At 62.8% G+C, this 12,429-nt stretch carries 11 protein-coding genes and 2 pseudogenes; 7 read left to right on the forward strand and 6 right to left on the reverse strand.

All coding sequences use genetic code 11. The features are described from left to right. Positions 1–184: 184 nt before the first annotated feature. Positions 185–523, forward strand: a complete 339-nt coding sequence (locus tag sphsw_RS09635) for a hypothetical protein (protein ID WP_152555466.1) — start codon at positions 185–187, stop codon at positions 521–523. Between the two features lie 228 nt (positions 524–751). Here sphsw_RS09635 and sphsw_RS09640 read toward each other — a convergent pair whose 3' ends face one another. After that, positions 752–1,108: a winged helix-turn-helix transcriptional regulator gene (locus sphsw_RS09640; protein ID WP_031440431.1), complete on the reverse strand. Its 357-nt coding sequence runs from the start codon at positions 1,106–1,108 to the stop codon at positions 752–754. A gap of 121 nt (positions 1,109–1,229) precedes the next feature. Here sphsw_RS09640 and sphsw_RS09645 point away from each other — a divergent pair, with 121 nt between their 5' ends. Continuing rightward, positions 1,230–1,556 (forward strand): putative quinol monooxygenase, encoded by a 327-nt coding sequence (locus sphsw_RS09645; RefSeq protein WP_052380901.1) that lies wholly within the window; start codon positions 1,230–1,232, stop codon positions 1,554–1,556. A 273-nt stretch (positions 1,557–1,829) separates the two neighbouring features. On the opposite strand, the gene sphsw_RS09650 is transcribed toward sphsw_RS09645, so the two are convergent. Next, on the reverse strand, positions 1,830–4,547 hold the full coding sequence (locus sphsw_RS09650) for a TonB-dependent receptor (RefSeq protein ID WP_031440433.1): 2,718 nt from the start codon (positions 4,545–4,547) through the stop codon (positions 1,830–1,832). A gap of 862 nt (positions 4,548–5,409) precedes the next feature. After that, a complete protein-coding gene (locus sphsw_RS20800) occupies positions 5,410–7,122 on the reverse strand; it encodes a methyl-accepting chemotaxis protein (RefSeq protein ID WP_031440434.1) in 1,713 nt (570 codons plus the stop codon). A 76-nt stretch (positions 7,123–7,198) separates the two neighbouring features. On the opposite strand from sphsw_RS20800, the pseudogene sphsw_RS20395 reads away from it, so the two are divergent. Beyond that, a pseudogene (locus tag sphsw_RS20395) lies at positions 7,199–7,368 on the forward strand (IS3 family transposase); the annotation flags it as partial. On the opposite strand, the gene sphsw_RS09665 reads toward sphsw_RS20395, so the two are convergent. The 3 genes and pseudogenes from sphsw_RS09665 to sphsw_RS09675 all read right to left on the reverse strand — a co-directional run. Continuing rightward, on the reverse strand, positions 7,350–7,664 hold the full coding sequence (locus tag sphsw_RS09665; protein ID WP_152555467.1) for a hypothetical protein: 315 nt from the start codon (positions 7,662–7,664) through the stop codon (positions 7,350–7,352). The pseudogene sphsw_RS20395 and the gene sphsw_RS09665 sit on opposite strands and share 19 nt — an antisense overlap. Before the next feature lie 38 nt (positions 7,665–7,702). After that, positions 7,703–7,885 (reverse strand): transposase, encoded by a 183-nt coding sequence (locus sphsw_RS09670; RefSeq protein WP_235188348.1) that lies wholly within the window; start codon positions 7,883–7,885, stop codon positions 7,703–7,705. A gap of 138 nt (positions 7,886–8,023) precedes the next feature. Beyond that, positions 8,024–8,607 (reverse strand): annotated as a pseudogene (locus sphsw_RS09675) (transposase); the annotation flags it as partial. 461 nt (positions 8,608–9,068) lie between these two features. Between sphsw_RS09675 and sphsw_RS09680 the strand changes: the two are divergent. From sphsw_RS09680 to sphsw_RS09695, 4 genes are all read left to right on the forward strand, one after another. Further along, entirely contained in the window at positions 9,069–9,554 is a 486-nt protein-coding gene (locus sphsw_RS09680) for a sigma-70 family RNA polymerase sigma factor (protein WP_081874251.1), read from the forward strand. Between the two features lie 9 nt (positions 9,555–9,563). Further along, positions 9,564–10,226 (forward strand): zf-HC2 domain-containing protein, encoded by a 663-nt coding sequence (locus sphsw_RS09685; protein WP_042466996.1) that lies wholly within the window; start codon positions 9,564–9,566, stop codon positions 10,224–10,226. Next, positions 10,223–11,467 (forward strand): S8 family peptidase, encoded by a 1,245-nt coding sequence (locus tag sphsw_RS09690; protein ID WP_052380903.1) that lies wholly within the window; start codon positions 10,223–10,225, stop codon positions 11,465–11,467. The genes sphsw_RS09685 and sphsw_RS09690 overlap by 4 nt, the downstream gene beginning before the upstream one ends. Positions 11,468–11,534: 67 nt before the next feature. Then, on the forward strand, positions 11,535–12,161 hold the full coding sequence (locus sphsw_RS09695; protein ID WP_031440440.1) for a TorF family putative porin: 627 nt from the start codon (positions 11,535–11,537) through the stop codon (positions 12,159–12,161). Positions 12,162–12,429: the final 268 nt, after the last annotated feature.

Genomic DNA, 12,429 nt, shown 5'->3' on the forward strand with positions numbered 1-12,429 from the left:
ATTTTATAGATCGGATTTAGCGCCTCGTTGATCAATTCCGATCAGGCGTGTCTGTTGTCGGGTCCATAAGCCGCGCCCTTGCTGGACCGGTACGCATCGGATGCATATATTCACCATGCGCCAGCTTCTGATCGGATGAAGCCATGGTCTTGTTGACCTATCTCATCTCGTGAATGTTATCGTTGTGACGGTCATTCCAGTGTTGATCGCGCGCGACGTGCCGGCGATGACGGCGTGCTACGGAGTCGACAGTGCTGCACGACGTATCCTTGCATGCCTTTACGCGACCATCGCAATGGCCAGCGCCGTCGCGCTGATCGGCCAGGCTTCGGGCAATACGACGTTGTCGATCGCCATCGCCGGCGTCTTGTTTCCGATGCAGATCGCCTACAAGCTGATGACCATACCGGCGGTCGGTTGGCGCAATCCGGTGGTAAAGAGCAACCTGGCCATCGCGCTGCTGCACACGGCAACCTTAGCTGCGATTTGGCATGAGCGCGTTTTGGACGCGCGAGGAGAATAGCATTTCAAACGGCAGCTACCAGGATCGTCGCCGGGCGCCTGACCGCAAACATGTCAGGCCATCAGCAGCCTCGCCTTGCTGTACGTTAGTCTGATGTTCGCCGAGGGAGGACAGTGGAACGGTGGCTTTCGGGACGGCGGCCGGCAATAGCCGACATCGCGGCGATGCCTCTTCAAAAAAGATACAATATTGAGAAAGCCTTAGCAACGAGGCGCAGTTAACGGCTCTCTAGCTCGCCCTCGAAGTCATGATGGCCGAAGCGCGGGTGCGGTTCCTTACGCCCCACTCGCACAGGGGCAGCAGAGCCTCGATCAGCGTCGTGCCGAACGGCGTGACGGTGTAATCGACCTTGGGCGGCACCTCTGCATAATCGTGACGAACCACTACGCCTGCCGAAACGAGTTCACGCAACTGCTGGATCAGCACCTTTTCACTGATGCCGGCAACCGCCCGCTTGAGATCGCCGAACCGCCTCGGACCCGAGCGGAGATGATACAGGATCAGCGGCTTCCATTTGCCGCCCATGATGGCCAGCGCGACATCGAGGCCACAGTCACTTGCAGGGTCAGATCGGGGAACGTTCATCAAGCCTCTTTGACACTTACCTTTAGGTAGGTTCTACCCGCAGTACCAGTGCCGGTCCATATCCCGGAAACGTGCGCGACGGGATCGATCGTCTTTTCCGTCGCCACGATGGAGCTTGGACATGACCGACACCCCGACCATCCTGATCTATGCAACATATCGCATCCAGCTCAGCGACGTGGAGGCGTTCCGGGACATCGCTTCGCGCATGGGGAGCGCAGCCAGGCTGCGGGACGGCTGTGTATTTCTCGACGTTACGGAGGAAGTAGGTTCCGCCGGCTCGTTCCGCCTCATTGAAGCCTGGCGAGACCAGGCGGCGTTGAACGCGCACCTTTCCACGCCCGATTTCAAAGCGGTATTCGAAGAAGCCGGGAAACTCGACATCATCGACCGTCAGGCGGAAGCCTATTCGATTTCGGGCAGAGCGGTGCTTGATATGCCGTCCTGAGCTGAAAGAACGCGGCATCCGCGTGAACGTCGTCTCGTCCGGGAGGCACTGAAACACGTCTTATTCGGTACTATTTTGACGCAACGCCGGGAGCTGACGAAGAGCTGATCACAGGCGTTCCACTCCGGCGCCTGGGGCGGCTTGAACTTGTCGCGAGTGCCGTCCTGTTGCTGGCGTCGAGCGAGAGCGGCAAGGGTGCTACGCGAGACTTGGGGATGCTCCACAACGAGATTACGCGGCAGGCCCCGCCCCCACGGCGAGGCCTGCCGGGGATCAGAACTGCCCGCGGATACCTAGGCTGATGCGGCTGCCCGAGGATTCGTAGATCGCCGGAAAGGACGGATCCATCGTGTAGCCGGTGGTCTTCGCATTCCCGACATTGATGCCCTGCAGCTCGACACGGACGTTGCGCGTCACTTGATAGCTGGCGGCGACGTCGAACTGGCCATAGGCATCGCGGTAGACCGGATACATGTTTCGCTCGATCCGCTCTACATAGGCACCCTTGCGGTTGTACGAGACGCGCAGCGACAGCGGTCCCTTGTCGTAGAAGACCGTGGCATTGTAGGTCTTGTCGGCAAGGCCGATCGGCGAGGTATCGATGCCGAGGTCGGACTGACCCGTCAGCGAACTGTCGAGGAAGGTGGCGTTGGCGTTGACGCCGAAGCCGTCCGCCCAGTCCGCAATCATGCCGAACGGGATCACCGCGTTCACCTCGACGCCGCTAACCTTGTACGCGCCCTTGGCGTTGACGGGCTGGTAGACGTCGAAGTCATAGACGCCGTTGACCGTGCCGTTGGCGTTGTAGACCGTCACGCCGGGTACCTCGCCGGTCAGCTGGCTCTGCACCACGCCCTTGATCTTCTTCCAGAAATAGGACGCCGCCAGAATACCGCCGCGCGGGAGATATTGCTCGAGGCCGACTTCCCACTGATCGGCAAGCGTAGGCTTCAGGCCGGGATTGCCATCGGTGTACCGGAAATTGCCGATGCTCGCGATCCGCTTGTACGCCAGATCGGTCAACGCCGGGCGGATCAGCGTCTTCGACGCGGCAGCGCGCAGGAACAGGCTGTCGGTCAGCTCGGCATGCGCGTTGAACGAGGGCAGGAATTTCTCATATTTGCCGTCGCTGGACACCGGCGCGGGGGTCAGGCCGATCGAGCCGCTCGGGTTCTGGACCTGCTGAAACCCTTCCGAATTGATCGTAGTGCGCAGATAGCGGCCACCCAGATTGACAAACAGCGGCACGGCCACGTCGAATTCGAAATCGACCATCGCATAGCCGGCGATCGTCTCTTCCTTGACCTTGTAATAGTTCGCATCGCTGAACGGCGTGACGAACCCGTCGGGCCGGAAGAAGTCGCGCGCATAGGCGTTCGAGACCTGCGCCCAGCTCAGGTCGCGTGCCTGGTAGTTCTTCCCGCCAACGATGTCGGTGACGGTCTCGAGCGGGCTGTCGCCCAGCTTGCGGGTGTTAACATAGGCGGTGCTGCCGCGGGTCGGACCCTGGATCTTCTCCTCGCCATATTGACGCTCGTTGGTCTTGTCGGTGTAGCGACCACCAAATTTGAAGCGCTTGAGCACCGACGAGTCGAACTGATAGCTCAGATCGATCTGAGCGGCATATTTGTCGTCCTTGATCTGTTCGCGCGTGGTCTCATAGGCTTCGAACAGATACGAATTCGGCGCATCGTACATGTCGATCGTCTTCGGATTGGCGCTCTGAATCGTTTCGCCGCCATTCTCGGTATAGCGCGTGCGCGAGGGCGCGTAGGCGACGTGCTTCAGATTCGCATAGTCGAGCGTCTTTCTGGCGCCGGAATAGCCACCCAGCGCATTGATCTTCCAATTGCCCGTCGTCCAGTTCATCTCCCCGCCGAACTGACGATAGTCGGTCTCGTTGATATATTCCTTGCTCAGGAATTCATGCTGCGTGTTGGTGTAGGAGACGTCGCGCAGCACGACGATGCCGCTATCGGCGAGCGTCTTGGCATCAAATTCGTGGATCGTCTCGAGCGTCGAATTGCTCGATGCCGAATAGCCGGCAGCGTCATATTCGTCCTCGGTCGTGTCGTATGATCCGAGAAAGGCGTCGAATGCCAGGCTGAAATCGTCACTCGGCTTGTACTGCACCGAGCCCGACAGGCCGAGCCGGTCCTGATCGTTCTGGTAGACGCGGTCGCCGACCTTATCGAGGAAGACGATTTTGTTCTTGTTGGCTTCGGTGAACGTCACGCCAGCGTCGCGCTGCAATACGGCGATCGCCTGGTTGCGGTAGACGGTGTTGGCGCGATCGGTCCAGCGCGCGATCGGGCGGAAGTTGATGCCCGAGTTGGAATCGGTGCGGTTTGTGCGCTGCTGCTTGGCGACCGAAACGAGCACGCCGAAATCGCCAAAGGTCTTGCTGGCGAGAAACGAGAAGTTGGGATCGATCTTTTCGGAGATCGAATTATACGCGCCATCAACGCTGCCGACCACGCGAAGCCCGGGGTTGTCGAACGGCCGCGCGGTTCGGATCAGCACGGAGCCGGCGATGCCGCCCTCCTCGTCCGCCGCCACCGGCGACTTCTGCACGGTGACCGACTGGATCAGTTCGGACGCGAAGATGTCGAACTCGACGTCGCGGCCGCCCGAGCCCGAGGCGGTCGCCAGCTTGTTGATGGACACGAAGGTGAATTCGCTCGGCAGGCCGCGGACGTTGACGCGCGTGCCGAGGCCGCGTTCGCGTTCGATCGTCACGCCGGGCACGCGCTGCAGCGCTTCGGAGAGATTCTGCTCGGGGAAGTCGGCGATATCGGTGGCGATGATCGAGTCCGAAAAGCCGATCGTGTTGCGCTTCATGTCGATCGCTTCTTCGAGGCTGCGGCGATACCCCGAGACGAGGATCTCGTCGCCCGTCTCGGCCTGACTGACGGGCGCCGCTACGGTTTGGGCAGCGGCCGGTGCCACGGACAGTGCTGCGGTCGCGGCTCCCAGGAGCAGGGACGTCATGCGGTCGACATCCTTCAAACTACGGATCATTGTTCGGTTTCCCCCGGTGCTGATATGCCAGTGACACCTCGCGAGGTGGTCGCTGGACGTGCGACTTCGCGCCCCGAACGTGTTGCGTTCGAGATCATGACAGATTTCATTTAATGGAACGGCAGTCCGCCTGCGGTGATACGTTGGCTCTAGCGCACGCGACGACTATTGATCGGGCAGACCAGACAATTCTTCATGCCGTCGCGTTGCAGCAGCAAGCGTACGCGTCGCCCGACTTTATCGCTTACATCGGCTTGTCAAAATGACGGACGCCAGCAACCAGCCAAGATCTAAAACATCGCGCCCCCAATTTCCGCATCCGGCTCCAGGCTGAATGCGGTAAACTTGTGACGTGCATGTTACGATGCGGCATGACTTGATCGTCACGTCGATGGCTGTGGCATATATTCGGATCAGCACGGCCAATGGCTGGACGTGATTTCCGCGTCAGGGCCCGAAGCTCCGGAAAGCATTTCCATATCGCTAGGTGTCTGAAAACACCGTGCCTGTCATTCTGGTGCCATCAAACGCAGCTAGGGAAAGCGCTTGCCGTGGAAGGTATTCCCGATGTCCAGCGCTACCTCGCTCGTTCCCCATCAAATCGTCGATTGCATGTCGACGGGCCGGTCCCCGACCGCTGCGGATCTGGACAATGTCGCTGCGCGGATGTGGCGCGAAGGCGCGCGTGACCGTTCGGCATTTTCCTGGGGCGAGCTTTCGCCCACGGCTGCCGATCGCATCGTAGCAATGCGGGCCGCGGTCCTCGCGTTGGAGGGCAGCGGTCTACGCTGAACCGCGCCCGTGCGATGCTCCGGATCGACGGCGCGTAGCCTCACGTTGCGTGCAGCGTCTCGAAGAAGCGCAACAGGGCGGCGTCGATTGACGATGCACCGTTTGCGACCAGCCGTGAGTCCATGCGGACCTTGGCTGCCATTCCCGTCGTGCTTTGCGTCGCGACGGATACATGCGTCACCAGACGCCCGATCAGATCCAGGTCTGTCGCGGTTCCATCCACGTTCCGGCTGATGGCCTGGCCGCTCTGCGCCTGTTCGCCGATGCTCGACGCGAGATCATTGGTACCGCGAGCCATGTCCTCGACCATTGCGCGGATATGCAACAGGCCGGCATAGGCTGCCCCGGTGCCGCGTTGCATGCCAGCTATCTGCTCCTCAATCTCGCCCGTAGCGTCCGCGGTCTGCGCGGCCAATGATTTCACGGCGTCGGCAACGACGGCAAACCCCTTTCCGGCCTCGCCGACACGGGCCGCCTCCATGGCGGCGTTCAGTGCGAGGAGCTTGGTTCGTGCAGCAATGGTCCTGATGACTCCGACGATGGCACCAATTGCACGGGCGTCATTCTGGACGTCGGTCATATCCTGTGCGAGCCGGGCTGCGCAGTCCGCGGCCTCTGCGCTGAGATCGGCAGACAGACGTGTACTCTGACTGGACAGACTTATCGCGCCCATAAACTGGTTCGTTGCCGCGGCAATATCCGTCGCTCCGTCGATCGCTCGCCTGACGGCTACGCCGACACTACCAAGCTCGCGCGTCGCGTCGGTCGAATGATCCTCGAGTTCGCCCGATGTCGTGGACAATTGTCCGGCTGCTCCGCGAAGCTCGGCAAGCACGTTCGCTATCTCGCCTTCCAACGTGGTTGCGGCCTGTCGGACGATGCGGTCACGTTCCGCCTCGGCGGTCTCTGCCGTGCGCCGCGCATCCTCGATTTGACGTTCGCGCTGAACCTCCGCCAACCGCTGCCGGCCATTATCGGCTTCCAACCGTCCGCGCTCCACGACCGAGGCGCGAAAGACTTCGATCGCGCGTGACATCCGACCGATCTCATCGGTTCGTTCTGCATGCGGCGTGCGACCTTCTGCATTCCCTCCAGCGATCACCGCCAATGTGTGTTCGATGTCCAGCAACGGGCGGACAATGGTCCGTTGGACGATCACCACCGTGCCGTAAGCGGCTAGTGCGAACAGGATGATGCCTGCCGCGACACTGATTGCGACCTCTTGCCGCTCCAGATCATGGGCGTTGCGGAACAGACGCTCGACCTCGACTTCCTGGGACGCGATGAGGGTATCGGCGATCTTGGATGCCATCCGCTCGTTGGGACGGACGTCATCGCGAAAGACGGTCCAAGCCCGATCCTGGCGATTCCTCGTGGCGTTGTTAGCCATGATCGCCAACTGACGTAATACGATGATCTGACTGGCGATATATGGGCTCCGTGCACTCAACCCTGCGATGGGGTTTCGCACCAGCTGGGCAAGCTGCGTCCGCATCTGGTTTGACCGTTTCGCGAATTTCCGATGGATAATCGCAAGTGCGCGAGGATCGCGTTCGAGCAGTAGGTTCAGCGCGTCACGCTGCAACGAGCGACTGATCGACCGCACCTCGATCAGGTTGATCCGAACGGTCTGGCCGGCATTCGCCGCATCGCGCGCCGTCTGAACACGGTCTCTGGTACCGTGCCCGATCAGGCCCAGCAGGCACACCAGCCCCAGCATGATGGCGACGGGTACCATCAGCCGTGCGACCATGCTCCGCGACCAGAGTCTTAACGTTCGATTTGTCATAGGCGGCCGCTACGGCGCGCATCTTAATCCTGTGTGACAGATGCTGAACAACGCAGGTCTGAAAGACCTGTTGTCAAAAAAACGGTGACGCCTGCAGTGAAGCAGCAAGCAGTCGCGCATCTCCGGACGGTGCTGGGGATGAGCGAGCGGCGGGCGTATGCTGTCGTCGAAGCGGATCGCACGAGAATGCGCTATCGCTCGTGCCGGGGGATGAAGGCGACCGGCGGTCGCGTCCCAAGCGCGCGCTCGAGGCCGCTACGCTTGCGCACCGTCACCTGCTCGTCGCGATACAACCGATACACGTTCTTCAGGTTCATGCCTCTCCTCTCGCGCCTGAGCGGGATCGCCAGCCGCCGGTAGCCGAACCAACGACGCTCGTTCGCGATCTCGCGCATCCGGACGCGGGCAGCATCGTCCTGCCCGCGAAGCGGCTCATAATGCCATGCCGACCGATTGACCCCGATAAGCCCGCAGGCACGCCCCTCGGAGAAACCGTGGTCAGCCATCAGCTCCTCCACTGCAGCGTAGCGCTTCGCAGACCGGATCAGTTTATTTCCAGCAGATCCTTCAGCCGACGGTTCTTGTCCTCGAGCGCCCGCAACCGCGCCGCCTCCGACACGGTCATCCCGCCGTGTTTCGCCTTCCAGTTGTAGAACGTCGCGTCACTAATCCCGTGCTTCCGGCACAACTCGGCGGTTTTCACGCCGGCCTCATACTCGCGCAGCACGCCAGTGATCTAATCCCCGGTAAATCGGCCTCGCCGCATCACTCGTCTCCATCTGACGAGCAAATTTACCAAGGGTATGATTTTTGGGAGCAGATCCGACCTCGTCGCATTTGCCAAGAAATGACGACAGCCGCGAAGCTTTCCCGCGGTGTCAAGCATGCCGAGGTAGCGCTGGATGCTGGCATCGACCTGCTCTATCCGGCGCCGGATCGTGACCGGCGTGAAATTACGGTCGCGCGCATTCACCGCGCGAGAGCGGCTCCCGTCCACCGCGACCGTGCCGCCCGCGATGAGGCCGAGCTGCCGACACAACAGCACGAACCGGCGACAGGCCGCCTGGATCGCAGCCCATGTTCGCGCCGAAAGTCGGCGATGGTCTTGATATCCGGTGCGAGCTTGCCCGTCAGCCACATCAGCTCGACGTTGCGGCCCGCCTTGTGCTCCAGGCGTCGGCTCGACTGAACCTGATTCAGATAGCCGTAGACGTAGAGCTTGAGCAACGTCGCCGGATGATAGCCTGGCCGACCCGTCGCAGCGGCGCCGGCAAACCCCAGCGTCGCCAGATCCAGTTCGTCGACGAACGCATCGACAATGCGCACGGTGCTGTCTTCCGCAGCGTCATCGTCCACGCAGAGCGGTAGAAAAAGCTGCTCCCGGCGGTCACACCCCTCGATGAAACCGACCCATCCGACGTCTCCAGATGACGCCGCCACGCATAGCATATCAAGACGTTTCTACGCAGCCTCGGTGGTAAGCGGGCGGTGGCTTTTGAGAGACTATCGTCGCAAGTGGACGTTCGTTCAGGCGGTCGGGTAAGGGGCCAACCGGCCGCTTTCTGGTCGGACGCGGACCGTCCTGATCCGGCACGAAGAGCAACGTTTCTGCCGCGTGTTCATGCTCGCGAGAGTGAGCGGAATTGGCTTATCGTCTCGCGCTGATTGCTGGCAAGGTGAACGAGGCATCGGCCCGTGTGAACGCTGAGGACCGCTCATCCAGGACTTGATCGTATCGCTATGCGAAGTTGCGATTGAACCATTTCCTGCCGGACAGACACTAACGGGCGAACAGGAGGACCGGAGTGACAGGGGTCGGGTCTGCGGCGCCGCGCGCCAAGGACGGACACGGTATCGGCGAGGCCGCGCTGATCGATCGCATCCGTGCGCGCGATCGGCGGGCGTTCGAGATGCTCTATCGCGCGTGGGACACCCGATTGTCACGCTTCCTCCTCAATTTGTTACGCCGCCCGCATCTCGTGGAGGAGGTGCGGAACGATACCATGATGGTCGTGTGGAACCGGATCGGAGGCTTTAATGGTGAGAGCCGGCTGTCGACCTGGATGTTCGGAATTGCCTATCGCCAGGGCCTCGCGGCGCTGCGCAAGCTGGACGAGCCGGTCGATGACGACCGCTCGGAAGCACTCGCCAGCGACGCCGCGACACCCGAGGAGAACAGCCGGGCGGTCCGCGTGAAGCTGGCGCTGGCCGAAGCCATCGAAGGCTTGTCCGTGTCGCACCGTGCCGTCGTCAACCTGACCTATTACCAGGACTTCAGCTACCGCGAGATTGCCGAAATCATGGATTGCCCCGTCGATACCGTGAAGACGCGGATGTTTCACGCCCGCCGCCACCTCAAGCAAAGCCTTCCCGGCGATCTGTCGGACTGGCTCTAGAACAGGACAATGACCCAGATCCTTCCCTTCCCCACCGACCGGCATGCCGAGGTGCACCTGCTGCTGCCCTGGTACGTCACCGGGCAGCTGGATGCCGTGGAGACCGCGTTCGTCGCCGAGCATCTCGCCGAGTGCGGTGCGTGCCGCGCGGATCTGGTGCAGGAGCGGCATCTGGCGGATGCGGTGGCGCGGGATACGGGTGAAACCGGCGATAGCTGGGCGGCGATGGCGGCGCGGCTCGACGCGACGGGCGGCGTGCCGGTCGCGACGGACGTGCCGCGACGCCGCACGCGCGATCCGCTGCGCGCGGTACGTCGCGCCGTCATGCGCCCCCGGACGCTACGCTGGGTAGTCGCAGCGCAATTCGTCGCCGTGCTGGCGCTCGGCGCGCAGACGTTGACGCAGCGATACGATGGGCGGCCGGGCGCGTATCATGTGCTGGGCAACGCAAGTGCAACACGCAGCGGCAACGTGCTGGCGATGTTTCGGCCCGAGGCGAGCGAGGCGGCGTTCCGTCGGGCGCTCCAGGCAAGCGGCGCGAGACTGGTCGACGGGCCGACCGCGTCCGGCGCCTATGTTCTTGCGGTACCGGGCGGCGCGGCGCTTGCACGGCTGCGGCGCGACGCGGACGTGACGATGGCGGAACCGATCGAACAGGCGCCCGCAAAATGAATCGCGCGCTTCTGCTCCTCGCGCTCGCGATCACGGCCACCCCGTCGATGACGAGCGCGCAGAGCCCGGCAGGCGCGACGGCCGCACCATCGGCGAGCCCCGATGCGATGGCGGATCGCCGCATCCTGGTGATGCTCAGGCTCGCCCCGGAGCACTATCGCCCGGGCACCGACTATGGCGGCGGCTACGGCGATCCGACGAGTGCACAGGCGCGACGCCGACTGGCGGCGCGGATCGCGCGCAAGGAAGGGTTGCGGCTGGAGACCGGCTGGCCGCTGCCGATCCTTGGGATCGACTGCATGGTAATGATCGTCCCCGAAGGCCGATCACTCGAGGGAACCGCCGAGCGGATTTCGCACCTTTCAGGCGTCGCCTGGTCACAGCCGCTCCACCGCTACGCGACGCAGGGCCAAGCGCCGGCCTTTTACAATGATCGCCTGTTCCGTGCGCAGCCCGCGACGCGCGGCTGGCAGCTGGCGGCGCTCCACCGGATGGCGACCGGCAACGGCATCACGGTGGCGATCATCGACAGCGGGATCGATGCCGGCCACCCCGATCTTCGCGGGCAATTGATGATCAATCGCGATTTTGTCGCCGATGCCGCGACCGTGGGGGCAGAAACCCATGGGACCGGCGTCGCAGGGATCATCGGCGCGCGGGCGAACAACGCGGTCGGAATCGCGGGTATTGCGCCTGGTGCGCGCCTCATGGGGCTGCGCGCATGCTGGCAACCCGGCGGCACCGCAGGAACGATCTGCGACACGCTGAGCCTCGCCAAGGCGCTGACCTTCGCGATCGAGCGCAAGGCGCGCGTCGTCAATCTCAGCCTGACAGGGCCGTTCGATCAGCTGCTCGCCCGGCTCGTCCAGGTCGGCATCGCGCGCGGCGTCGCGTTCGTCGCGGCGGTCGATCCGGAGACGGGCTCGGGCTTCCCGGCGGCGCTGCCCGGCGTTGTCGCGGTCGCAGACGATGGAGTGGCGGGAACGCGAACCGGGGTTTACATTGCCCCCGGGCGGGACGTGCCGACCACGGAGCCGGGCGGTCGATGGTATCTGGTCAGTGGAAATTCTTATGCGGCCGCGCATGTCAGCGGGCTGATGGCGCTCATGCAGGAATTGCGCCCCGGCAAGACGGGCCAGTCTTTTGTGTCCGCGCGCAGCGGCGGCGGCGTCATTGATGCGTGCGACACGCTCCAACACCTGGCGCGGTCCGGCAGCGCGCGCTGTTCCGTGCCGAATTAGGCGGCGGCGCGCGCGCGGTCTGCACGGTCTTGCAATATGCTCGATTGGCCTCGGCCCCGTGCCTGCGATGGCGCAAACCGGGTTCGAGATTTCCGTCGCATCGGATGACCGCTTTCGCGGACAGACGGTCAGCGGCGATCGACCGATCGGCACCGCGACGCTGGCCTATGACGATGTCCGTGGGCTTTATGCCGGTATTTCGGCGACGGTCGTTGCGACGCGAGACAGCGGCGTCCGGCCGCACCGTTCGGTACAGTATGTCGGTTACGCCAGACGTCTCAGCGGCGCGCTGACCTTCGATATCGGCATCACCAATCGGGTCTATAGCCGGTTCTTTACCGGCGACTATGCACGCCGTTTGACTGAAGCCTATGTCGGACTGATCGGGCGGCGCGTGCAGTCGCATCTCTACCTGACGCCCGATTATGACGGCCGCGGCGGCGAAGCGGCCTATGTGGACGTCAACGCGACGCTGGTCGAGCACGGCCCCTGGTCCTTGGCGGGCCATGGCGGGGTCCTGACGCCACCACGCGATCCCGGCAGGCCGCGATTCATCGAGCTCGACTGGCGACTGGGTGTCGCGCGCCGGTTCGATAGACTCGCCATCACCGTGCAATGGGCAGGCAATGGCCCAAACCATGACAGCGGACGCTGGCAGAGCGGCCTCATCCTCGGCGCGAGACGCAGTTTCTAAAAAGTTCCAATGGGTTGAACCGTTTTTCGCGCGCGCGACACTAACGCATGTCACCGCCTGCAGCGGTGATGGGATGCGGTCGGAAAAACCTTCGAGCGACGCAAGAACGCCCATTTTCGACAGGATCCGACCCACCGAAACCCGCCGCGGAGTCTTGCTGCGCGGCATGTCAGGAGAAGAAGCATGAAGATCCAGACCGATCTACACGCCGGCAAGCGCGGCGCCGATGATCCCGCCGGCCACATCCGTCGCGGTCGTGGCAGGGACG

Origin of the sequence: Sphingomonas sp. FUKUSWIS1, assembly GCF_000733135.1 — a bacterium.
Taxonomy (GTDB): domain Bacteria; phylum Pseudomonadota; class Alphaproteobacteria; order Sphingomonadales; family Sphingomonadaceae; genus Sphingomonas; species Sphingomonas aerolata.